This is a genomic window from Rhizobium sp. AN73 (genome assembly GCF_030757975.1).
GTDB classification, from domain to species: domain Bacteria; phylum Pseudomonadota; class Alphaproteobacteria; order Rhizobiales; family Rhizobiaceae; genus Agrobacterium; species Agrobacterium arsenijevicii.
This window is the reverse complement of record NZ_JARWME010000002.1, coordinates 1,127,617-1,149,555: the sequence shown is the minus strand read 5'-3', so window position 1 is coordinate 1,149,555 and position 21,939 is coordinate 1,127,617. Positions and strand designations below refer to the sequence as shown.

19 protein-coding genes are annotated in these 21,939 nt (G+C 58.5%); 11 read left to right on the top strand and 8 right to left on the bottom strand.

The window, feature by feature from the left end; translation table 11 throughout:
* The first annotated feature begins 49 nt into the window (after nt 1-49).
* From RBH10_RS15600 to RBH10_RS15590, 3 genes are all read left to right on the top strand, one after another.
* A complete protein-coding gene (locus RBH10_RS15600) occupies nt 50-1,993 on the top strand; it encodes a methyl-accepting chemotaxis protein (protein WP_281036587.1) in 1,944 nt (647 codons plus the stop codon).
* Nucleotides 1,994-2,401: 408 nt separating this feature from the next.
* The gene (locus RBH10_RS15595; protein WP_281036588.1) at nt 2,402-3,223 is read left to right on the top strand and encodes a helix-turn-helix transcriptional regulator; all 822 of its coding nucleotides are present in this window, start codon (nt 2,402-2,404) and stop codon (nt 3,221-3,223) included.
* A gap of 144 nt (nt 3,224-3,367) precedes the next feature.
* Nucleotides 3,368-3,871: a YbhB/YbcL family Raf kinase inhibitor-like protein gene (locus RBH10_RS15590; RefSeq protein WP_281036589.1), complete on the top strand. Its 504-nt coding sequence runs from the start codon at nt 3,368-3,370 to the stop codon at nt 3,869-3,871.
* 57 nt (nt 3,872-3,928) lie between these two features.
* Here RBH10_RS15590 and RBH10_RS15585 read toward each other — a convergent pair whose 3' ends face one another.
* The 3 genes from RBH10_RS15585 to RBH10_RS15575 are packed head-to-tail and all read right to left on the bottom strand — an operon-like array spanning nt 3,929 to nt 6,713.
* Nucleotides 3,929-5,068: a mandelate racemase/muconate lactonizing enzyme family protein gene (locus RBH10_RS15585; RefSeq protein WP_281036590.1), complete on the bottom strand. Its 1,140-nt coding sequence runs from the start codon at nt 5,066-5,068 to the stop codon at nt 3,929-3,931.
* Nucleotides 5,069-5,080: 12 nt separating this feature from the next.
* Nucleotides 5,081-5,989 (bottom strand): dihydrodipicolinate synthase family protein, encoded by a 909-nt coding sequence (locus tag RBH10_RS15580; protein ID WP_281037370.1) that lies wholly within the window; start codon nt 5,987-5,989, stop codon nt 5,081-5,083.
* A 13-nt stretch (nt 5,990-6,002) separates the two neighbouring features.
* Complete coding sequence (locus tag RBH10_RS15575) at nt 6,003-6,713, bottom strand: GntR family transcriptional regulator (protein WP_045016114.1); 711 nt, start codon at nt 6,711-6,713, stop codon at nt 6,003-6,005.
* A gap of 124 nt (nt 6,714-6,837) precedes the next feature.
* On the opposite strand from RBH10_RS15575, the gene RBH10_RS15570 reads away from it, so the two are divergent.
* Genes RBH10_RS15570 through RBH10_RS15550 form a run of 5 tightly spaced genes read left to right on the top strand, consistent with a single transcriptional unit; the run spans nt 6,838 to nt 12,056 of the window.
* On the top strand, nt 6,838-8,439 hold the full coding sequence (locus tag RBH10_RS15570) for an ABC transporter substrate-binding protein (protein ID WP_281036591.1): 1,602 nt from the start codon (nt 6,838-6,840) through the stop codon (nt 8,437-8,439).
* Between the two features lie 23 nt (nt 8,440-8,462).
* Nucleotides 8,463-9,524 carry an ABC transporter permease gene (locus RBH10_RS15565; RefSeq protein WP_281036592.1) on the top strand — a complete coding sequence of 354 codons (1,062 nt, stop codon included), beginning with the start codon at nt 8,463-8,465 and terminating at the stop codon, nt 9,522-9,524.
* 4 nt (nt 9,525-9,528) lie between these two features.
* A complete protein-coding gene (locus RBH10_RS15560; protein ID WP_281036593.1) occupies nt 9,529-10,440 on the top strand; it encodes an ABC transporter permease in 912 nt (303 codons plus the stop codon).
* Complete coding sequence (locus tag RBH10_RS15555) at nt 10,433-11,281, top strand: ABC transporter ATP-binding protein (RefSeq protein WP_281036594.1); 849 nt, start codon at nt 10,433-10,435, stop codon at nt 11,279-11,281. The genes RBH10_RS15560 and RBH10_RS15555 overlap by 8 nt, the downstream gene beginning before the upstream one ends.
* A 1-nt stretch (nt 11,282) precedes the next feature.
* The gene (locus RBH10_RS15550) at nt 11,283-12,056 is read left to right on the top strand and encodes an ABC transporter ATP-binding protein (RefSeq protein ID WP_281036595.1); all 774 of its coding nucleotides are present in this window, start codon (nt 11,283-11,285) and stop codon (nt 12,054-12,056) included.
* Nucleotides 12,057-12,093: 37 nt separating this feature from the next.
* On the opposite strand, the gene RBH10_RS15545 is transcribed toward RBH10_RS15550, so the two are convergent.
* The 4 genes from RBH10_RS15545 to RBH10_RS15530 all read right to left on the bottom strand — a co-directional run bounded on the left by RBH10_RS15545 (nt 12,094) and on the right by RBH10_RS15530 (nt 16,377).
* The gene (locus RBH10_RS15545) at nt 12,094-13,269 is read right to left on the bottom strand and encodes a MalY/PatB family protein (protein ID WP_281036596.1); all 1,176 of its coding nucleotides are present in this window, start codon (nt 13,267-13,269) and stop codon (nt 12,094-12,096) included.
* A gap of 148 nt (nt 13,270-13,417) precedes the next feature.
* Nucleotides 13,418-14,344, bottom strand: a complete 927-nt coding sequence (locus RBH10_RS15540; RefSeq protein ID WP_281036597.1) for a dihydrodipicolinate synthase family protein — start codon at nt 14,342-14,344, stop codon at nt 13,418-13,420.
* Nucleotides 14,345-14,353: 9 nt separating this feature from the next.
* Complete coding sequence (locus RBH10_RS15535) at nt 14,354-15,718, bottom strand: dihydroorotase family protein (RefSeq protein ID WP_281036598.1); 1,365 nt, start codon at nt 15,716-15,718, stop codon at nt 14,354-14,356.
* Nucleotides 15,715-16,377, bottom strand: a complete 663-nt coding sequence (locus RBH10_RS15530) for an aspartate/glutamate racemase family protein (RefSeq protein WP_281036599.1) — start codon at nt 16,375-16,377, stop codon at nt 15,715-15,717. Before RBH10_RS15530 ends, RBH10_RS15535 begins: the two co-directional genes overlap by 4 nt.
* 198 nt (nt 16,378-16,575) lie before the next feature.
* Here RBH10_RS15530 and RBH10_RS15525 point away from each other — a divergent pair, with 198 nt between their 5' ends.
* Nucleotides 16,576-17,268, top strand: a complete 693-nt coding sequence (locus RBH10_RS15525; RefSeq protein WP_281036600.1) for a GntR family transcriptional regulator — start codon at nt 16,576-16,578, stop codon at nt 17,266-17,268.
* A 20-nt stretch (nt 17,269-17,288) separates the two neighbouring features.
* Here the strand turns inward: RBH10_RS15525 and RBH10_RS15520 are convergent, their stop codons facing one another.
* Nucleotides 17,289-19,085, bottom strand: a complete 1,797-nt coding sequence (locus tag RBH10_RS15520; protein WP_372339790.1) for an ABC transporter ATP-binding protein — start codon at nt 19,083-19,085, stop codon at nt 17,289-17,291.
* A 155-nt stretch (nt 19,086-19,240) separates the two neighbouring features.
* Between RBH10_RS15520 and RBH10_RS15515 the strand changes: the two genes are divergently transcribed.
* Entirely contained in the window at nt 19,241-20,098 is an 858-nt protein-coding gene (locus RBH10_RS15515; protein WP_281036601.1) for a sulfurtransferase, read from the top strand.
* A gap of 250 nt (nt 20,099-20,348) precedes the next feature.
* The gene (locus RBH10_RS15510) at nt 20,349-21,911 is read left to right on the top strand and encodes an ABC transporter substrate-binding protein (RefSeq protein ID WP_281036602.1); all 1,563 of its coding nucleotides are present in this window, start codon (nt 20,349-20,351) and stop codon (nt 21,909-21,911) included.
* Nucleotides 21,912-21,939: the final 28 nt, after the last annotated feature.

Here is a 21,939-nt window from a genome sequence, read left to right as displayed (position 1 = left end):
CTGGCTTCCTGCGCGGACAGCTGGAGGAGCGCTTGCCCTGAGGCTATTCATGTCTTTCCTGAAGAATACCAAAATCAAAACCAAGGTCGTATTTGTCATATCACTGATGAGTTTGATGTCCCTTTCCGGGCTCAGCTACGTCAGCTTGCAGTATAAAAATACCGATAATGTTTACAGCGACTTCATCGCCAATGAGGCGCTTGCTGCGGTGCTGAACGCCCGGACCAGCGGCAATCTCAATGCACTCGGCATGCAGATGCTTCGCGCCAGCCTCAATGAACCGACGAGCAGCGATTTCGAGGCCGCCGTCAAAACCTTCAAGGCCGACCGGAAGCAACTCGAAGAACGGCAAAATAAAATCATGCAGCTGGTGCCGGCCCGCACGGATGCCGCTCGCGATATCCTCAAGGGCGTTGCCGAGGTCGAGGACATCGGCAATCAGGTCATTTCTCTCATGCAGGCGGGAAAAAGCGCCGAAGCACAGCAGATGGCGCTTAACGTCCTTCGGAAAATAACCGAAGTCTCCCCGAAAATCAGCGCGGGCAACGAGCAGCTCATCCAGGTCATGAATGACGGAAGAGAGCGCCTAACGGCCAGCACCAACACGACAATCTGGACGGCTCTGGTCAGCATAGCATTTGTTTCTCTGGCATTGATCGCACTCGGCCTGTTTATCTCCTCCCGTGGCATCACGACCCCGATTGCGCGGCTTCGCGAGCGTATGGGATCGCTGGCGGCCGGTGATACGGCCAGCGAAATCGCCGGAATGGATCGCAGAGATGAAGTTGGCCAGATGGCAGCTGCGGTTCAGGCATTTCGCGAGAGCGCAATTGAGCGCCTCCGGCTTGAGAATGAAACGAAGGCCAATCGGTCAACTTCGGAGAAGGACCGGATCGAGCGCGAGAAACAGAAGGCGAAGGAAGCTGCCGACGTGCAATTCGCCGTCGACAACCTTGCCGCGGCCCTTTCGAAGATCGCTCAGGGTGACGTTACCTACCGGATCGTTCAACCGTTCGTATCCAGCCTTGACGGCATTCGCGGTGACTTCAACAGGGCTGCGGAACAGCTGCAATCGACCCTGAATCAGGTGGCGCAGAACGCGCGCGGCATCGACTCCGGCGCCAACGAAATCAGGGCTGCGGCAGACGATCTGGCGAGACGCACGGAGCAACAGGCGGCAGGCGTTGAAGAGACTGCGGCAGCGCTGGAAGAAATCACCACGACGGTGAAAGATTCCACGAAACGGGCGCAGGAAGCGGGTCATCTCGTTGGCCGTGCAAAAGTTGGCGCGGAAAAGTCCGGAGAAGTGGTGCAGAAGGCTGTCGCCGCGATGGAGCAGATCGCGACATCCGCCAATGAGATCTCCAACATTATCGGCGTGATCGACGAGATCGCCTTCCAGACCAACCTTCTGGCATTGAATGCCGGCGTGGAAGCTGCCCGTGCCGGTGAAGCGGGCAAGGGCTTTGCCGTTGTCGCTCAAGAGGTTCGCGAACTGGCGCAACGTTCCGCCGGCGCCGCCAAGGAGATCAAGAATCTGATCACGACATCGAACGGTCAGGTTCAGCAGGGCGTGCAACTGGTTGGCGAAACCGGCAGGGCGCTGGAGTTGATCGTCACGGAAGTGCAGGAAATCAACCGGCACGTAGCGGCGATCGCGGAATCGGCGCAGGAACAATCCTCCGGCCTTCAGCAGATCAATACCGCTGTGAACCAGATGGATCAGGACACGCAGAAAAACGCCGCCATGGTGGAGGAAAGCACCGCCGCGAGCCACGGGCTGGCCCGCGAGGCGTCTTCGCTCAACCGGCTTCTCGCCCAGTTTAAACTGTCGGAAGGCGGTTATAGCGTCGCCTCCGCGTCGGTTCGTACGGCCTCTCCCGCCGACAGGCCTGCAGTTTCTCCCGCTCGTGCCCTCGGTGGAAAGATCAAGGCCGCGTTCTCGGGCAATGCTGCACTGAATACCTCCCCGGACAATTGGGAAGAGTTTTGATAATCGCGGATCTTTCACGTCTGATGTCGAGTGCGGGACTGAAAGCATTGTTGTAAACGCTTGTACCGGCAATTGGACGCTGATTGCCGGTACTTGCTGATGGGCGATGTACGAATGCATTTATTGCGGAGGACCTCAAGTTCGCTTCGCTTTCGGCATGGCGGCAGCCTGATCACGGCTGGTCTGCACCTAGTGTGGCATAGAGGTGGCAGGAGGGTTCATAATCTCTGATGTACAGCGTTTGCAATCCAGCCTGTGGTCGTTAGGTATCGGATATCTGCACGGTAACGTGCTCATGGCAACACTTCGACGCTGAGGTCTGATCTTTGTTGGGATTTTGCGACAACAGGCCGCGAGCGATGACAGATAGCATGTGAAGATAAAATCTACGCCTGGAATGGAGTGCAGATGGAACATCAAAGCAACAGCAGCAGACAGGTAATTTCCACTGTTCCGGACGTTTCCATCCTCCCTATCACACAAGCGACGGCGGCAACCTTCACCGATCTTTTTATCGGTCTTACATTTCTGTGCTTCATCCGCTCGGGCACGAAGAGAGTGATCTGTCCTGTTCAGGGTGAATTGATCGCCGGTGAGGGGGATCTATTGATTTTTCCTTCCGGTTCGATGGTCACGCTGGAAAATCGTCCCTTACCGAATGCCGATTACCGGGCGGATGGCGTGTATTTCGCAGATGACATGGTCGATGCGGTTTTCGCGCATCTGCCACGGTACAACACTTTACCGGGTATACAATTGCTGCGGGCGGCGTCTCATGGGCCGTCTGAAATTCTCGATCTTATCAGGGAAACTCTCGATAGGGACGACCTGCCGCCGCCGATTAGACGGCACCGGTTGCTGGAGCCGTTGATCTGGTTGCAACACAACGGTGTTCAACTGCCGATCCGGCAGGAAAACCAGCCATGGAGCAAATTGCGCAGCCTGATCGAAACCGATGTCAGCAAGCCATGGCGCATCGCGGAGGTCGCCCGACATTTCGCGACGAGCGAAGCGACCTTTCGGCGGCAGCTTGTCAAATCTGGCCTTGGCTTTGCACAGATCCTGCTGAACACGCGCCTTGAAAAGGGGTTGGCCCTGTTGCAGACGACACAGACACCCATTTCGCAGGTTGCGTTGGAATGCGGTTTCAAAACGCCCTCTCACTTTTCCGATGCCTTTCGTAAAAGGTTCGGAATTAAGCCTAAATTGATCAGATTAGCGGAGAATTGACCGTTTTTCGATAGTATTTGAGCGACAGCTGGAAGCGGTTCTTCGAACGGAGGGCTATTCCGTCGAGCATGATCAATCGTCCAGAAAGGGTACTCAATCATGCTGAAGACTGCATCTATTTCCGGTTTCCTGCTTGCCGTTGCCATGACAACAACGGCAAGCGCGCAGGATTTCAGATTATCCAGCAGTTCGATCGCGGAAGGTGCGCAACTCTCCACGGCCTTCGTTTTTACCGGGTTCGGTTGCAATGGCAGCAATCAATCTCCGCAATTGTCTTGGTCTGGCGCACCGGAGAATACAAAAAGTTTTGCGGTTACCGCTTATGACCCGGACGCGCCGACCGGCTCTGGATGGTGGCATTGGAACGTCGTCAATATACCGTCCTCGGTGACATCTCTGGACCTTAACGCAAGCGGCAGCCGGACAATGCCGAAGGGATCCGTCGAAATTGCCAATGACTATGGATCGGTCGGGTTCGGTGGCGCATGCCCGCCTCCGGGTGAGGTTCACCGCTATGTGTTCACCGTGCATGCTCTGGCGACAGAGCGTCTGGAGTTGCCTGAAAACCCGAGCAATGCGCTGGCCGGATTTATGATCGGCGCGAACACGATCGGAAGCGCCCGCATTACGGCAGTCTATAACAGATAATAAGCGCGCCCGAAGGCAGGCGGCCATATGCCGCCTGCGCCATTCCCCGCGTCATCATCACGGATAAGCCGTCGCACCGTCCGGCTTACGGGTAATCTTTCGCTCCCAATGAATATAGTCTTCATTCTGCAGCGCTTTTTCGTCGATCTCCAGACCCCAACCCGGTCGGTCGGGACGAAGCTCCATATGGCCGTCAACGGGCATATATGGATCGGTGGCCCATGGCGCGTGGACATGGGGCTTGAACTCCAGCAGCTTGAAGTTCGGCTGTGCGACGCAGAAGTGAATATTGACCGCGGTTGCGAGTGGACCCATGGGGTTGTGCGGCGCGATGGTGACGTAGTGCGCTTCCGCGATTGCTGCGATCCGTCGCATTTCGGTGATGCCGCCCACGACGCAAATGTCGGGCTGGATGATGTCAGCGCCGCGCGCAGACAGCAGGGAGAGAAATTCGAAGCGGTTATACAGCGATTCACCCGTTGCCAAAGGCACGTTGACCTTCGCCTTCAGCTCCGTCCAGGCGGGAATATGTTCGGGCCGGATCGGCTCTTCGTAAAATAGCGGATCGTAGGGCGCGATGGCTGCCGCAAGCTGGACCGCCTGATAGGGTTCGAAGATTTTGGCATGCGCATCGAAGGCGAATTCGAAATGGGACGGGGTCAATTCGCGGATCCTGCCGAACCAGTCGCCTGTTTCCTTGACAAGTTCGCCCCAGCGTCCGGCATGAAGGTCGCGCCGGTAAGGGCTCAGCTTGAATGCCGTATAGCCATAGGTTTCATTGAGCTCGAGTGTCTGGTCCCGTGCCGCTTCCGGATCGGGTGCGGTATAGACACCGCAATAGACCTTTACCCGGTCGCGTACATTTCCGCCAAGCAGCATGTAGACCGGAAGGCCGGCCGCCTTGCCGGCGATATCCCATAACGCATGGTCGATTGCCGAAATCGCGGCAAGGCCGAGTGCGCCAGGCGGGAAGCGGCATTGCTGGTTAAGCTTGAGGATAAGGAATTCAACCCGACGCGGATCTTCTCCCTCGATTTGGTGAAAGAGATACTCGAAAAGTGGCGGCAAGGCCCAGTCCGGGCCGTGATTGTAACATTCACCCCAGCCTGAAATACCCTCGCTTGTCTCGATTTTCAGAAGCAGGCGCGGCCGGTCGTCCACGCGCTGCATGTATGTCTTGAAACCTGTAATATGCATGAATGTTGGTCCTCAGGCCGCGCGGCTCTTTGCCGAGACATTGTCGACGATCGCCCGCAATTCAGCGTGCTCCGCTTCGGTAAGACGTTCGACGCCGGGAATGCGCACCGGGCCGACATCTGTTCCAAGCATGCCGAGCGCTTCCTTGACGACGGTGACATTGGCGCCGTTGTGATACTTCGTGCGAAGCACCTCGAAGCCGGCGATGTCGTCGATGAGGGCGCGTGCCGCTGCAAAATCGCCTTTTTCCAGCGACTGGTGGATCGCATGGGAAAATTCCGGGAAGACGTTCACGAGACCCGAGGTGAAGCCGCGCGCACCCAGAGCGTAGAAGGCGGGTGCCCATCCTTCTGCCAGACCGCAGACCCAGATCGCCGGTGCGTCCTTGGTCGTGCGGATCACCTCGGCAAGAAGCATCAGATTGCCCGAAGCAAATTTGATGCCGGCAATGTTCGGATGCAGCGCAAGTTTGCGAAAATCGGTCACAGAAAAAGTATCGCTGCGGACATAGGCGATGACGGGAACCGTCGAGGCTTCCGCCAATTCGAGAAAATATTTTGCCTGAAAGCTCGGGCCTGCAAAGGGATCCATAGGGTGATGACCCATAATGGCGTCCGCGCCTTCGGAAATGGCGTCGCGGGCCAGCGCCTTCGCCTCGGTCAGCGAACGGCCGACGGCAGCGCTAACGAGGGACCTTCCGTCGGCAGCCCTGATGGTTGCGGCATGAACCGCACGCACCTCTTCCATGGTGAGGGTGAAAAACTCACCGGTATTGCCGGCGGCCATTAGGTTGTGAACGCGGGCATCAGCAAGACGCGATATCAAAGCCGAAAGCTTGGCCGTGTCGATGCTGCCATCCGTTTTATAAGGTGTTACGGGTACGCCCGATATTCCGGTCAGGGCCGTGCGGATTTTTTCCATTGCCTCGGTCACGTCAAATGTCCTCATTTTTCTTGAATACGATGTCGAGATAGGTGTCGCCGGAACGCACGACGTGATCGCGCATAACCCGCTCGGCCTGGTCGCTGTCGTTTGAGATAATTGCCGCAGCAATCGCGGCATGTTCGGCCAGCGCCTTGCCGCGCTCGAGCGGATCCGAGTGGATGATGCGGCGGATACTGGCGTCATAAAACTGCTGGCGCTCGATCATGCGTGAGAGATATTGGCACCGCGAGGCGATATGGATCTGTTCGTGGAAGGTCTCGTTCAGCGTAATCAGATCGTCGGCAATGCCGTCTTCCGTTGCCTTGTTCATCTGCGCAACAATTTCCTCAAGCCTCCCTGCCTCGTCCCTGCCGATGCGCTTGGCCGCAAGATGGGCAATCATCGATTCCAGTGCTGCGCGCGCAAGGATCATCTCTTCGGCCCAACCGGCGTTGAAACGGATAAGCACGCCGCGACGCGGAAGGGTTTCCACCAACCCTTCGGTCTCCAGCTGACGCAATGCTTCCTTGATTGGGGTGGTGCTCACGCCAAGCTGCTCGGCGAGCTGACGTTCGTTGACCCGCTCATCGGGCGCAAAACGTCCCGAAAGGATCGCCGTCCTCAGCGACTTGTGCACGTGGTCGCGCAATGTTGTCAGAAACCGCGGGTCGATTTTTTCGATACGGTCCGCACCAATCTCTGTCGATGCCTCTTTTTGCATGCGCCGAAATTCCCCCGTTGACGACAAAACTGTTTTGTGAGATCTGGTATATCAGATTTCAGATCGATGTCGATATGAAAATTGCACACTGAACGACGTTCGGTGTGTCTCGGGGAGGAGAAACATGACTATGAAGAAACGTAGTTTCCTGATCGCTTCGGCCATGGTGGCATCCACTTTTCTGATGCCCGCTGGCGCGTATGCCGCAACGCCGGAAGACCAGCTTGTCATCGCGACGAATATGTCATCGATGCGTGGCCTTGATCCCAACGAGATCAACCAGCTGGAATCGGCTGAGGTTGTTGCAAATCTCTATGAGCGGCTGATCGTTCTTTCCGCCGAAGACATCACCAGGCCGCAGCCCGGCATTGCTGAAAGCTGGACGGTGTCGGATGACGGCAAGAGCTTCACCTTCAAGGTCCGTTCCGGGGTAAAGTTTCACTCCGGCAACCCATTGACGGCAAAGGATGTCGAGTGGTCGCTACGCCGGCTGGTCAAGCTCGGCCTCGCGCCTTCCGTAGATCTGCGTCAATGGGGTCTGACGGACAAGAATGTCGATGAGTTGGTCAAGGCGACGGACGATAAGACTGTTGTGCTGCAGACGCCGCAGGTATGGAACCCCAATCTCATCCTGTTTTCGCTTGCGAGCTTCTCGACCTCTATTCTCGACAGCAAGCTTCTCATTGGAAACGAGAAGAACGGCGACTTGGGCAGGGAATTTCTGCAGACGAATGATGCCGGCTCCGGCCCCTATTCGCTGAGAACCTGGCGCGTCAATGATCTGCTGATTTCCGATGCCTTTAAGGATTACTGGCAGGGCGCCCCGAAAATGCGCCGCGTGGTCCTGCGCCACATGCCTGAATCGTCCGGCCAGCGGCTCCAGCTCGAGGCTGGTGACGTCGATGTCGCGACACGCCTTTCGTCAACGGACCTTGCTGCGATCGAGGCGGGCGGCAAGGCCGACGTACAGAAGACGCCGGGCTTTGGTTTTTATTATCTCGCCCTCAATCAGAAGGACGAGATACTGTCCAATCCAAAGGTCCGCGAGGCGTTCCGGTATCTGATCGATTACGATGGCCTCGCCAATACCGTCATGAAATATTACGGTATCAAGCAGCAGACAATCATCCCGGGCGGTCTGCCGGGCGCAAGCAGCGAAAATCCCTATAAGCTCGATATCGACAAGGCAAAGCAGCTGCTTACCGAGGCGGGTTATCCGAACGGTTTTTCCAAGGTCTATTTTGCAACGCCAGTTACACCTGAATATGAGGTGGCCCAGTCGTTGCAGGCCAATGCGGCCAAGGCCGGCATCAAGCTCGACCTGCAGGGCGGCGACCATATCGGCAAGTTCCGCAACCGAGAATTCGAGATATTTTCGGCGCGCACCGGTGAACGTTTGCCTGATCCGCATGCCGTGCTCGCATCCTACGCTACCAATCCGAACAATGCCGATGACGCCAAGCTTTCGGGTCTGATGGCCTGGCGCACTGCCTGGGATGTCCCGGAGGACATTCAGAAAATGGTGACGGCTGCCGCCCATGAGACCGACCAGCAAAAGCGCACCGATCTCTATGCCAGGATCAACAAGGCCTATCTTGCGGCGTCGCCTGCGCTCATCACCTCGTTCCAGCGCACGGATGCGAAGGCCGTGCGCAAGGAGGTCAAAGGCTATGTCGGCCATTCGACCTGGCTGACCCGCTGGGACACTGTCTCGAAGGACAAATAAGCGTTCCGTTCAAGGAGAATGATGTGAGCATCTCACAAATATCCGCAGGCGCTCCGGCGAGCGCCGTGGTAGCGCTTGGCGCGCTGCGCAAGGTGGCGGCATCTTTTGCCGTCATTCTGACCACGTTGCTCGGCCTGCTCGTCATCACTTTCGTTGTCGGGAGAATGGTGCCCGCCGATCCGGTCATTGCCGTGATCGGCGATCAGGCCGACCATGAGACCTATGAACGCGTTTATAAGGAGATGGGGCTCGATCAGCCGCTTTACGTGCAGTTCGCAACCTACCTCGGCAACGTGGCGCATCTCGATTTCGGTCAGTCGCATGTCACCAAAAATCCGGTCGCCCGCGATCTTGCTCGCGTTTTTCCCGCAACGCTTGAACTTGCCACGCTGGCAACGATCATCGGCGCCGGTCTCGGCATCCCGCTCGGCATTGTCTCCGCCGTGCGAAAAGGTACGTGGGTGGACAATGTCGCGCGTATCGTCGGTCTTTTAGGCTATTCGACGCCGATCTTTTGGCTAGGAACCATCGTCATTCTCGTCTTTTATGCCAAGTTCGGGCTTATTCCCGGCAGTGGCCGCCTCGATGTCTACAATGAGGGGCTGGTTGAGGGCCCGACAAATTCCATTCTTGTCGATGCCGCGCTGGCAGGCGAATGGGAGGTCTTGCGGGATGCTCTGCGCCATATCGCAGCGCCGGCGCTTATCCTCGGTTATGCCGCCATGGCCTATCTCAGCCGCATGAGCCGGAGCTTCATGCTGGAGCAGTTGCGGCAGGAATATGTGCTGACCGCCAAGGCGAAAGGGCTTGGCCAAAGAGCAATCGTCTGGCGACATGCTTTCCGCAATATCCGCGTGCAGCTTCTCACTGTCGTTGCGCTTGCCTATTGCGGGCTGCTGGATGGAACGGTGCTGATCGAAACGGTCTTCGCCTGGCCGGGGCTCGGGCAATATCTCACCTCGGCCTTGTTCTTTGCGGATATGAACGCCGTGCTTGGCAGCGTGCTGCTGATCGGCATCATCTCCATTGTCATCAATCTTCTGTCGGACCTGACTTATCGGTTCCTCGATCCGCGTACCCGGTGACATCATGACGACACGTTATTTCAATGACCTGCACAATTGGTTGATCAACGAGGAATTCTCCTCGATGCGTCAGGCGCGGCTTCACAAAGCCTATGTCCTGTGGCTGAACCTGATTGCCAATCCGCTTGCTTTTGCCGGTTTTCTGGTGGTGCTGGCACTGGTTCTGCTCGCGACCTTCGCACCGCTCATCGCCAGTCACGACCCGGTGCTTCAGGATCTGACGATGACGCTGAAGCCTCCTTCCGCCGATCACTGGTTCGGGACGGACGAATTCGGCCGCGACGTTTATTCGCGGCTCGTCTACGGTGCCCGCACGACACTCTATATCAGTATTCTGGTGACCGTCATCGTCGCGCCGATCGGCTTCGCCGTTGGTGCGACGGCCGGCTATCTCGGCGGATGGGTCGATGTGGTCCTGATGCGCATTACCGATATATTCCTGTCCTTTCCGAGCCTGGTTCTGGCGCTCGCCTTCTCGGCGGCACTCGGTCCCGGCATTGAAAACGCGGTCATCGCCATCGCGCTCACTGTCTGGCCGCCGATTGCGCGTCTGGCGCGTGCCGAAACCCTGACGTTCCGCTCGGCCGATTTCGTTGTGGCGGCGCAGTTGCAGGGGGCGGGCATGGGCCGCATTCTCTTTCGCCACATCGTGCCGCTTTGCGCGCCCTCGATTGTAATCCGCCTTACGCTCAATATGTCGAGCGTCATCTTGACGGCTGCGGGACTGGGCTTCCTTGGACTTGGCGCACAGCCGCCGATGCCGGAATGGGGTGCCATGGCGGCCTCCGGGCGCCAATATCTCCTCGATGCCTGGTGGCTGACAACGGTTCCCGGCCTCGCCATTCTTCTGGTCAGTCTCGCCTTCAATCTGCTTGGCGATGGACTGCGCGACATCATGGATCCTCGCAATGCCTGAACAGCTAAAACCGATCCTCTCGGTCAAGAACATGTCGGTGCAGTTTCCGACGCTCTCCGGCGTGGTCAACGCGGTTAAAGACGTTTCGCTCGAAGTCGGCCGGGAAAAGGTCGGTATCATCGGCGAATCCGGCTCCGGCAAGAGTACGACGGGGAGGGCGATCATGCGCCTGCAGCCGGCGACTGCCCGTGTGGTGGCCGACGAGATGCGCTTTGAGGATGTCGATCTTCTCAGCGCCAGCGAGGCCGACATGCGCGCCATCCGTGGAAGCCGGATTTCGATGATCCTTCAGGATCCGAAATATTCGCTCAATCCCGTCATGACGGTGGGTGAACAAATCGCCGAAACCGTCATCCTGCATGAACGGCTTGGTAAAAAGGCGGCGCGTGAGCGCACGATCGCCATGCTGGAACGTGTCAACATCCGCGATCCGCAACGCGTTTTCGATCTCTATCCGCACGAAGTCTCGGGCGGCATGGGACAGCGCATCATGATCTCGATGATGCTGATTTCCTCGCCGTCCCTGATCATCGCCGACGAACCCACCTCGGCGCTGGATGTCACGGTGCGCCAGCAGGTCTTGTCCATTCTCGACGACCTGATCAGCGAGCGCAATATCGGGTTGATCTTCATCTCGCACGATCTGAACCTGGTGAAAAGTTTCTGTGATCGCGTCGTCATCATGTATGCGGGCCGTATCGTGGAAACTTTGCAAGCCTCAAGGCTCGACGAGGCAACCCATCCCTATACCCGGGGATTGCTCAATGCCCTGCCGAGCCTCGATCATCCGAGGGACCGGCTGGAGGTTCTCAAACGCGAGGCAAGCTGGGGGGAGGCGTAAAATGTCCATCATATCGGTCAATGATCTTGCTGTGTCCTTCGGTAGCGGGCGCGATTTCAGGCAAGTGGTGAAAAGCGTTTCCTTCGATGTAGAGCAGGGTGAAACCTTCGGTCTCGTCGGTGAAAGCGGTTGTGGTAAATCGACGGTTCTTGGCGCTCTCGCCGGCCGCATCAAGAACTGGACGGGTTCGGTCTCCATCGATGGGGAGATAATCGGCCCGACGCGGTCACGTTCGCAGCTCGCCCGACAGCAGATGGTGTTTCAGGATCCTTTCGGATCATTGCATCCACGCCATACGATCGGTCGCACGCTGCTTGAACCGCTCGAAATCCATGGCCTGGACAACCGGCAGGAGAGGGTGGAGCAGGTTCTGCGCGATGTCGGGCTTCCAGTTATCTTCCGGCACCGTTTCCCGCATCAGCTTTCGGGCGGTCAGCGCCAGCGTGTTGCCATCGCACGCGCGCTCATCCTCAAACCGCGCATCCTCTTGCTCGATGAGCCTACCTCCGCGCTGGATGTTTCCATTCAGGCCGAAATCCTCAATCTCCTCAAGGATCTTCGGGAGAGGGAGAAACTGACCTATATCCTCGTCAGCCACGATATGGCGGTCGTCGCCCACTTGTGCAATCGCGTTGCGGTCATGCAGGACGGTACGTTTGTCGAAGTGGCGTCTCGCGAGCAACTACTGACCGGAAATGTCCGGCATTCCTACACGAGCACGTTGCTGGACGGCAGCAGGGGATATGTTCCTTCGCGCAGCAGGTTGGCATCGTAAGCTGCGCCAAATGCGTTGGCCAGTACAGGCCAAGCGATCAGGACGAGCGTGAATTGCGGCTTTCGACGGAGCTGGAAACGAGGGCATGCTGCATGCGATCCAGTCCTTCGACCAGAAGACGACGGGGGCAGCCGAAGTTGAGGCGTATATAGTGCCCGTATGCCTCTCCGAATTCCGACCCGGCGCTGAAGCCAACCTTTCCGTGTTCGAGGAAAAAGGCTTGCGGGTCGGGTTTCAGGTCGAGAGCGGCGCAATCCAGCCAGGCGAGAAAAGTCGCTTCCGGTTTGATCATCCTGATACCGGGGAAACGGTTGGCAATTTCAGCCGAAAGAAAATCGCGATTGGCTTCGATATAGGCGAGCATCTCTTTTTGCCATTTTCCGGCTCGGGAAAATGCCGCAAGCGTGGCTTCAAGTCCCAATATGTTGACGCTGTCCACCATGCCGAGCCTTGAGGCGACGAATTTTTCGCGGATGGTCCTGTTGGCGATGATGGCGAATGCGGTTTTGAGGCCGGCGATGTTGTAGCTCTTGCTTGCCGCCATCAGTGTGATCGTTCGATCAGAGGCATCGGCTGACATCGTTGCGATCGGCACGTGGCGAAGGCCGTCAAAAAGCAGATCGCAGTGAATCTCGTCGGAGATAATCAGCGTATCGTGCTTGCGGCAGAGTTCCGCCATTACCCGCAGTTCATCGTGGGTGAAGACTTTGCCGGTAGGATTTTGCGGATTGCAGAGAAGGAAGGCTTTCGATCTGGCAAGTTCCGTCTCGAAAGCGTCAATGTCCATCGCCCAACCCTCATGAGCTGGGGTCAAGGGTGCCTCGCGGTGTACGAGGTTCCAGTGCCCGGCGGCATTGAGGATGGGCCGGTAAACCGGTGTCTGGACCAGAAGGCCGTCGCCTTGCCGCAACATCGCCTTCAGGGCCATGTTGAAGCCCGGCTCTACGCCTGGCAGGAAAACGATATGCTCGGGCGACACCGCCCAGCCATATTTCGCCTGCATGTCGGCGACGATCCGGTCACGCAACTCATCCGTGGCAACGCCGTAGCCGAGTAACGGGTGGTCCAGCCGCTCGCGTATGGCGTCGATGATTTCGGGTGCGGCCGGAAAATCCATGTCGGCAACCCACATCGGCAAGACGTCGGCGGGATATTTGCTCCATTTCGAACTGCCGGTTCCGCGACGATCGTATACAGCATCGAAATTGGTCATTTCCCTCAAATTCCTCTGATTATTCCGCGAGCGATGCGGATCGAAGATCCGGTTACGTCGCGTGCCCTGCTGCTGGTCAGAAATACGGTGACGAGATCGCAGCTTGTGCCCGAAACGAGGGCTTTCTTGCCGGAAATCGGCAAAGCCGTCAGTTCAACAGCTCCAGTTTGCGTGCCTGACGCTCGATCAGCTTCTCGACTTCTTTCACGGCAAGTGCGCCCAGCGCCGCGCCCGGACGGCGTTGGGCGGCGCTGGCAATGGCGCCCCGTTTTGCCAGAATGTATTTTCTCACGGCCAGCCCGAGACCAGGTTGCTGTTCGTAACGCATCAATGGCAGGTAGGCATCGAACAGATCCTGCGCGGCTTCGTATTTGTCCTCATTGCTGAGGCGGACCACATCGACCATCATTTCCGGATAGGCGAAACCGGTCATGGCGCCGTCGGCGCCGCGCTGCATTTCTTCGGTCAGGAAAACGCCGGCATTACCGCACAGGATCGAGGTGCGACGACGACCCCTCGCTTCCGCCTCACGCAGATCGGTGATCTTCTGCAGGCCCGGCCAATCCTCGTGCTTGAGCATGACGATGCTGGGATGGGCCTCGAAGATGGTGCCCAGCGTTTTCGAAGTGATCTGGACGCCGGTTGAGAGCGGGAAATCCTGCAGCACGACGGGCACGTCCGTTCCGACCGTCTCGACCACATTGCGGTAATAGGTGATGATCTGCTCGTCGGTGCGCAGCGAGGACGGCGGCGCGACCATGACACCGGCGACGCCCAGATTCATCACAGCCTTGGTCAATTCCCCTAGTGCGGCAAGGCCAGGCGCCGAGACGCCGACCACCACGGGTTTGCCTGACGAGCGTTTCAGCGTCAGCCGCGTGACCTCGATCGATTCCGCCTGTGTGAGCTTCGGCGCTTCCCCCATCATGCCGAGGATCGTCAACCCATCGGCACCCTTTTCATAATAGAAGTCGACCATGCGGTCGATGCTGGCGCTGTCGAGCGAACCGTCTTCGGTAAACGGGGTGCAGGCGATGACAAAGACGCCTTTTGTGCTGGAATTGATCAGGGTCATGCGATGTTCCTATTCGAACCAGTGGAATTGACCGCGGCGGACATAGTCTCCCGAGCCGGGCTCATTGACGATCTCGCGACCGTTCCAGGCAAGTCTGCCGCCCAGATAGGTACGGGCAACGGTGACGGTAAATTCGCGACCGTCAAAGGGGCTCCAGTTCAGTTCATCATGGGCCTTGGACGAATCCCAGATCTGACGTTCCTGTGAGAGAATGGCGAGATCAGCATCGGCCCCGATCCGGAGGGCACCCTTTTCAGGCCAGAGGCCGAAGAACTTCGCCGGGCGTTCGCATAATTGCTCCACGGTGATGGCGGCGGCATCGAGGCCCCGGCCGGCGGCAGCCGTATAAAATGCCGGCAGAAGCGTTTCCAGACCGGGCACGCCTGCGCCCGCATCGAAGATCGACGGGGTGAACTTGTTGTCGATCGGCCAGCTGGAATGGTCGGAGCTGACGAAGGCAACCCTGCCAGCCTCGATTTCTTCCCAAAGCGCATCGATCTGGCCGGGGCGGATCGGCGGGTTCACCTTCATTTTCGCCCCGAGTTCTGCACCGTCCCGGTCGGGATCGAACCACAGATAGTGCACGCAAAGTTCACCCGTCGCACGGAAGCCATCGGCCAGATAATTGTCGACCAACTGGAAACCGCGAGCCGTGGTGAGATGCACGATATGCGCATGGGCGCCGACGGCGGCGCCAAGTTCGAGGAATTGCGCCGTTGCGGCAAGTTCCGCAGCCGGCGGCCGGCTTTCGGAATGGGCGGCGATACCGTCGCGGCCCGCGGCTTTGGCGGCGGCAATATAGGCACGGACGATTTCCTGATCTTCGTTATGGACGCCGAGCGGGATGGTTGTTTCCGCCAGCGCGTTGAACGTGGCGAGTATCTGTTCGGATGCGATGCGGGGAAAACGGGTTGGGCTGCTTTCGAACGTGGAGATCTTGAACGCCACGACGCCGTTTTCGATCAGCGGTTCGATATCGGCGGTGGACTGGCCGGGCATGATCGTGCCGTAAAGCGCAACATTGGCGTGGGCATGTTCGCGAATTGCCGCGACCTTGTCTTCAAGGCGGGCAACGGTGTTGAGCGGGGCCGGATTGTCATAGGGCATGTCCACGATGGTGGTGACACCCCCGGCAATGGCCGAACGGGTCGTTGACCTTATGCCGGGCAGGCCGCCATAACTCGTCGCGTGGGTCTGACCGTCGATGACGCCGGGAATGACGAGGTCGCTGCCCGCGTCGAAGCTTTCCGCCGCCTCCGGCGCAATACCTGTTCCAATTGAGACGATCTTTCCGCCTTCAATGCCCAGCCAGGCGTTTTGCAGAGGGCCTTCCGGCAATATCAGCGTGCCGCGCACTGTCAGGTCGAGTGTCATCTGGCGGTTTTCCTATATCCCAGATCCAGGGTGGTGCAGGCCAGCGCCACGCCGGCCTGCACGGGGTCGATTACGGGTATGCCGAGACTGTCCTGGAGTGCCTCACGATAGGAACCAAGCCCCGCGCAGCCGAGGATCAGGACATCCGCACCGTCTTCGTCGCGAAGCTTCCGGCCGGTGCGGGACACGACGTCCACGACGTCGCTCGCCATCAGTTCCACGACCGTCTTGTCTATGGAGCGGTCTCCGGCCAGACGGCGATCGAGTTCGAGGACTTTGAGATACCGCAGGTGCCTGTCGATTGAGGATTGCCCAAGCGAGATGATGCCGAAGCAGCTGCCAAGGCCGAGTGCCGTCAGATAGGCGGATTCGGCAATGCCGAAGACGGGGCTTGCGGTGCACCTGCGCACTTCTGCTATGCCCGGATCGGAGAAACAGGCCAGAACGAATGCATCCGCAGATGAGGCCGTAACGGCCTCGATGATGTTGGGTATGACGGCTGCGACATGCTCATCCGTCTCTATGCCGGGGGGCGATTTCGAAAGCTCGATGCATTCGATCGTGTGGCGCGTTGCGGCGCGTACCGAACCGAGGCATGCTTCCATCGATTTCGTGACGGAAACGGAACTGTTGGGATTGATGACGAGAATCTTGGTCAAAAACGCACCCGTGAAATTGTCCGCGCAGGGACGTGTTGCGCGAATTAGATATATTACGTAATATATTACGAACCCGATGGTGTCAAAGTCTGTTTGGTGCGATTGGCGGGATCAAATTCCATGATAGAAGTCGAAATCTTCTCCTTCGTGTGACGGGGAAGATCCACGGGCAGGGGGACGGAGACGGATTTGGACAGAATGGAAAAACTGGCGGTCTTGCCGGAGAAACGTGGAAAATCGCTGACGGAGCAGGCCTATGCGATATTGCGCGAACGCGTGATCATGGGCGAGCTTGCGCCGGGTGTGGATGTCTCCGAACCCGAACTGGCCGAGCAGTTGCAGATGAGCAAGACGCCGGTGCGCGAAGCGCTGGCACGGCTGTGCGTCGAGGGGCTGATGGAAGCCTTTCCCCGCCGGGGCTATCGTGTGACCCCGGTTACTCTGAAGGACATGAATGATCTTTTTGCCATTCGCGGGGCGCTTGAAGGAACTGCGGCGGCGCTGGCTGCGCAGAACTTGACGGAGACGGAACTGGAAACGCTCGATGGGCTGGCTGACACCACCTATATCGTCGGCGAAAATGTCAGCACGAAAACCTTCGTTGCCTCGAACGAAAGGTTCCACTCGGCGATCGCAAGCGGTTCGGGCAATCCGCGCCTGCATTCGCTGGTCATGACCCATCTGGAAGAATGTGCGCGGCTTTTCTACATGGGAACGCGCGTTCGCGACATCAATCCGGAAACGACCAACGATCATCACCGCATCGTTGCATTTCTTCGCCAGCGCGACAGCGAGAAGGCGCGGCTTGCGATGATCGAGCACAACGAAAATACCCGCAAGGGATTGCTCGCCGCCATGGTCGCCAATCCGCAGTCGGGCATCTCGCTGTAACGGGCAGTGTCTCCGCTTCGTCAGTCGGTCTCCTTGAGCAGATGTCCCGGCGCGTATTCGCGGTAGACGGCTTTTGGCGGGATGTAGTCCGTAGGCCTGACGGCGCTGCCGATCTCCATACCCGTACGCGCCTTGCGCAGATGCCGCCGGGCGGGATCGGCGATTGGCACGGCATCCAGAAGGCGTCGGGTATAGGGGTGCTGCGGATCGCCGAAAATCTGCGCGCGCGATCCGGTTTCGACGATCTCTCCCAGATACATCACCGCAACCCGGTGGCTGACGCGTTCCACCACCGCCATGTCGTGGCTGATGAAGAGATAGGCGATTTTCAGGCGCTCCTGAAGCTCCAGCATCAGGTTGACGACCTGCGCTTTGATCGACACGTCGAGGGCGGAAACTGCCTCGTCGGCGACGATGAGCCCCGGGTTCAGCGTCAGGGCGCGGGCGATGCTGATGCGCTGGCGCTGGCCGCCGGAAAATTCGTGTGGGAACCGGCGTGCCATATCGGCTGTCAGCCCGACATTTTCCAGAAGCTCCACCGCTCTCGCTCTGGCGTCGTTCCCACTGGCCAGCCCATGCGCGATCATCGGTTCGGCGATCGCATCACCAACGCGCATGCGCGGATTGAGGCTGGAGAATGGATCCTGGAAGATCATCTGCATTCGCTGCCGCTGCCGGGTGAGATCGGCAGTCGACAGGTTGCGGATATCCTGCCCGTTGACGCGGATCGTTCCACCGACCGGTTCGACCAGCCGCAGGATCGAGCGGCCGGTGGTGGATTTGCCGCAACCGGACTCGCCGACGAGCGAAAGCGTTTCGCCTTTATTAAGATGGAACGAAACATCCTCCACGGCATGCACCCGGGCGCTGACGCGGCCGAATATGCCGCTCCTGATGTCGAAGCGCGTCACAAGGTTCTTCACCTCCAGCACTGGCGTCTGAAGAGCCGGCTGGACCTGCCGTTCCGCAAGGGCGACACCGGTTTCGACATCAACGAGCGGAAAAGTGGCGGGATTTTCCCGGCCGGCCATCGAGCCCAGTTTTGGAACGGCGGAGAGCAGCGCGCGGGTATAATCGCTGCCCGGCCGAGCGAAAATTTCCTCCGTTGCGGCCGTCTCCAGCGCGCGCGAGCGGAACATCACGACGGTTCTGTCGGCAATTTCGGCGACCACGCCCATATCATGGGTGATGAAGAGAACACCCATCTTCTCCTCGTCCTGCAGGCTTTTGATAAGCTCGAGGATTTCCGCCTGAACGGTGACGTCCAGGGCGGTCGTGGGCTCATCGGCAATCAAGAGGGTCGGGCGGCAGGACAATGCCATGGCGATCATCACGCGCTGCAGCGTGCCGCCGGAAAGCTGATGGGGATATTCATCGAAACGTTTGGCGGCGGACGGTATGCGGACGCGTTCGAAAAGGCGGATGGTTTCCGCACGCGCCTCTGCGGCGGTGACCGGGCGATGGCGGCGAATGGCTTCGGCGATCTGCCGTCCAACGCTCAGGACGGGATTGAGAGACGTCATAGGTTCCTGAAAGATCATCGCGATGCGGTTGCCGCGAATGTCCTGCATCTCGCGTTCCGGAAGGCTCAGCAAATCGCGACCTTCCAGTTCGATGCGGCCGCTGACGCGGGATGTCTTTTCGGGCAGAAGCCGCATGATAGACATGGCGGTAACGCTTTTGCCCGAACCGGATTCTCCGACGATGGCAACGGTTTCCCCGGCGTTCACCGCAAGGCTCACATTGTTGACGACAGGCTCCCACGCGCCCTTCCGCCAGAAGGATGCGGTGAGGTTTTGCACGGAAAGAACGGTCAATCGGATGGCTCCTGCAGGTCTGGCAAAAGAAAAATGGTACCCTCATAACGACGGTATTTGTAAGATACTACGTAAGATATTTCAGCTTGCCAAGGATGTTCCAATCAACGAGGATGATTTCAAAGATGGCAAAATTACCGGGAGATCAATGTCCTATGGGTGACGACATTCGCAAAGCCGTTCTTCTCACGCCGTTCGAATTGAGCGAGATGTTGAAGTCCGGCGCGGATGTGACGGTGTTGGCGGTCCATTCGATCAACCCCTATACCGGCCAACCCTCCTTCATGGGCCGGCGTATTGAGGGTGCAGTCGATACCGAAGCCTATAGCGACTTCCAGTCGCCGCCGTCCTTTGAAGGCGGGCAGCGCCCGCTTCCCGACATAGAGACGCTTCAGGAAAAGGCTCGTCGCTGGGGATTGCGCCCGCAAGCCACGATCGTTGTTTATGACGGCGACCGAAGCATGACGGCGGCGCGCGCATGGTGGGTGCTGAAATGGGCGGGCCTGAAAGATGCGCGTGTTCTGGATGGAGGTTTTCCCGCCTGGGTATCCGCCGGGCTGCCGACAACCGAGGCGGTCGTCGTGCCTCAGCCGGGCACGATTGAATTTTCGCCCGGCCATATGCCCGAATTCGGCGCGGATGATGCCTTGCTGCTTGCTGAGGATGGTGTGTTGCTGGATGCGCGCATCCGGCCGAATTATATCGGCGGCCCTGTTGCCGAGGGTCAGCCGGTGCGCGGCCATATTCCGCATGCCGTCAGTGCGCCGGCGCCGGACAATGTCACGGATTACGGCAATTTCACCGATAGCGCGACTTTGAGGGAGATGTATCGGGCGCTCGGTGTGGACGGCACCCGCAAGGTCGGGGTCTATTGCGGTGCAGGCATGTCTGCGGCGCACACGGTTCTCGCGCTCGCCGCCATCGGAGTATCTGCCGCCATGTATCCCGGATCGTGGTCGGCGTGGATATCGGATCCCTCGAGGCCGGTCGTCACGGGGGCGGATCCGGCTTGACGGTGTGATGCTAAATAGCCGGGCTTTCTTGGGGCAATATTTTCCCGCCTGGGCAAATGGTAGGCAAGATTTGCTTATTTGGCACAAAAAATATGCGTAAATACTCTTTGTCCAAATTCTCGCCACTCAGCTTTACAGTCAATGCCCTCACTGGTATATTTCGTAGTATATCAGATGAGGGCGGCGTTGCCGCGAGCGCGGAAAATTCGGGTGCTTCAAAAGAAGCCGACGGTCAGGGAAGGGTGGTAATATGAATATCTGGAAGGGTTTTGCAGCGGCTATGGTCGCGGTGCCGATCGTTGCGGCTGGTCCTCTTGCCCATGCGCAGGATCAGTCGAAAACGCTGGTTGTCGCGGTTCCTTCCGATCCGGTTGGCCTCGAACCCGGCGGCAACAAGGCGGAGCCGGTCGGCAGCGAAATCATCCTCAACGTGTTCGATACGCTCGTCGCGTGGACGGCGCCGGATTTCAAACAGATCGAAGGCCGGCTGGCCACGAGCTGGACGATCTCCGCCGATGGCAAGGAGTTTGACCTCAAGCTGCGTGAAGGCGTTAAATTCCAGGATGGCACGCCGTTCGACGCGGCTGCGGTCAAGTTTTCGCTGGAGCGCACTAAGACTGCCAACCCCTATGTCAAGGCCACCTTCGATCTGATCAAGGACATTACAGTTGTGTCTCCGACAGAGGTGAAGATCACCCTTTCGGCGGCATATCCCGCCTTCCTCTCCATTCTCGCGCAACCGCAATCGGCCATCGTCAGCCCAACTGCGGTGGCGAAGCTGGGCGACAAGTTCGCGACCAGCCCGGTTGGAACCGGTCCTTTCATCTTCAAGGGCGCGCAGGCCGACACCAATGTGGTGCTGGAGGCCAATCCGGACTATTTCCGCGGTGCGCCGAAGCTTTCTAAGATCATCTACCGCGTCATTCCCGATGCCTCCACCCGCCGCCTCGAGCTTGAAAGCGGCGGGGTCGATGTCGTCCAGCAGCAGGGCCAGCTTTCGGCGATCGCCGCAGAAGACATCGCGGCGCTGAAGACCAACAAGGATGTGAAGATTCTCGAAACCTCGAGCCAGATCATCCGCCAGCTAGAGTTCAACAACAGCAAGACGGACGGACCCTTCGCGGATATTCGTGTTCGTCAGGCCATCACGCACGCCGTCGATTACGACGGGCTGCTGCAGGGGGTCTTCGGCGGTACGGCCGAGCGTGTCTACGGCCCGCTGACCAGCAACAGCTGGGCGTTCAATCCGAAGATGAAGGAACTTGCTCCTAAATACGATCCGGAGCTTGCCAAGAAGCTGCTGACGGAGGCGAAGGTCGATCCGTCCAGCCTAGATCTGAAGCTTTACAGCTTCCAGGGTCCTCTGTGGGGTGCCGTCGCCACCTTCGTTCAGGCAAACCTTGCCGATATCGGCGTCAACGCCACCATCCAGCAGACGGAATTTCCGGCGCTGCGTGCATTGCAGACCTCCGGCCAGTTCGACGTGGCGCTGGACGGCCGTCAGCCTTGGTACAACGACCCGGATGCCCATATCACCATCGGTTACCTCTCCTCGCTCGCCAACACCGCCATGACGTTCCGCATGCCGCAGGACAAGGCGCTGGACGATCTCATCCTTAAGGCGCAGCAGACCTCCGACGCGGAAGCCCGCAAGCAGCTTTATTTCCAGGTGCAGGAAAAGATTGCCGAAAAAGTGCCCGGCGCTTACCTCTTCAGCCCGAAGCTCATCGTCTTCCTGCGGTCGAATGTCGAAGGCCTCGTGGTCAACAGCGCGCCGCCGCTCAATGAATATTGGTCCGTCTACAAGAAGTGACGGTCTTCTTATAAAATCGAGGCGGGCT

Excerpts from the sequence above, each read along its gene's own strand:
- RBH10_RS15600 (WP_281036587.1), top strand. The coding sequence starts at position 50 with ATGTCTTTCCTGAAGAATACCAAAATCAAAACCAAGGTCGTATTTGTC.
- RBH10_RS15595 (WP_281036588.1), top strand. The coding sequence starts at position 2,402 with ATGGAACATCAAAGCAACAGCAGCAGACAGGTAATTTCCACTGTTCCG.
- RBH10_RS15590 (WP_281036589.1), top strand. The coding sequence starts at position 3,368 with ATGACAACAACGGCAAGCGCGCAGGATTTCAGATTATCCAGCAGTTCG.
- RBH10_RS15585 (WP_281036590.1), bottom strand. The coding sequence starts at position 5,068 with ATGCATATTACAGGTTTCAAGACATACATGCAGCGCGTGGACGACCGG.
- RBH10_RS15580 (WP_281037370.1), bottom strand. The coding sequence starts at position 5,989 with ATGGAAAAAATCCGCACGGCCCTGACCGGAATATCGGGCGTACCCGTA.
- RBH10_RS15575 (WP_045016114.1), bottom strand. The coding sequence starts at position 6,713 with ATGCAAAAAGAGGCATCGACAGAGATTGGTGCGGACCGTATCGAAAAA.
- RBH10_RS15570 (WP_281036591.1), top strand. The coding sequence starts at position 6,838 with ATGACTATGAAGAAACGTAGTTTCCTGATCGCTTCGGCCATGGTGGCA.
- RBH10_RS15560 (WP_281036593.1), top strand. The coding sequence starts at position 9,529 with ATGACGACACGTTATTTCAATGACCTGCACAATTGGTTGATCAACGAG.
- RBH10_RS15555 (WP_281036594.1), top strand. The coding sequence starts at position 10,433 with ATGCCTGAACAGCTAAAACCGATCCTCTCGGTCAAGAACATGTCGGTG.
- RBH10_RS15550 (WP_281036595.1), top strand. The coding sequence starts at position 11,283 with ATGTCCATCATATCGGTCAATGATCTTGCTGTGTCCTTCGGTAGCGGG.
- RBH10_RS15545 (WP_281036596.1), bottom strand. The coding sequence starts at position 13,269 with ATGACCAATTTCGATGCTGTATACGATCGTCGCGGAACCGGCAGTTCG.
- RBH10_RS15540 (WP_281036597.1), bottom strand. The coding sequence starts at position 14,344 with ATGACCCTGATCAATTCCAGCACAAAAGGCGTCTTTGTCATCGCCTGC.
- RBH10_RS15535 (WP_281036598.1), bottom strand. The coding sequence starts at position 15,718 with ATGACACTCGACCTGACAGTGCGCGGCACGCTGATATTGCCGGAAGGC.
- RBH10_RS15525 (WP_281036600.1), top strand. The coding sequence starts at position 16,576 with ATGGAAAAACTGGCGGTCTTGCCGGAGAAACGTGGAAAATCGCTGACG.
- RBH10_RS15515 (WP_281036601.1), top strand. The coding sequence starts at position 19,241 with ATGGGTGACGACATTCGCAAAGCCGTTCTTCTCACGCCGTTCGAATTG.
- RBH10_RS15510 (WP_281036602.1), top strand. The coding sequence starts at position 20,349 with ATGAATATCTGGAAGGGTTTTGCAGCGGCTATGGTCGCGGTGCCGATC.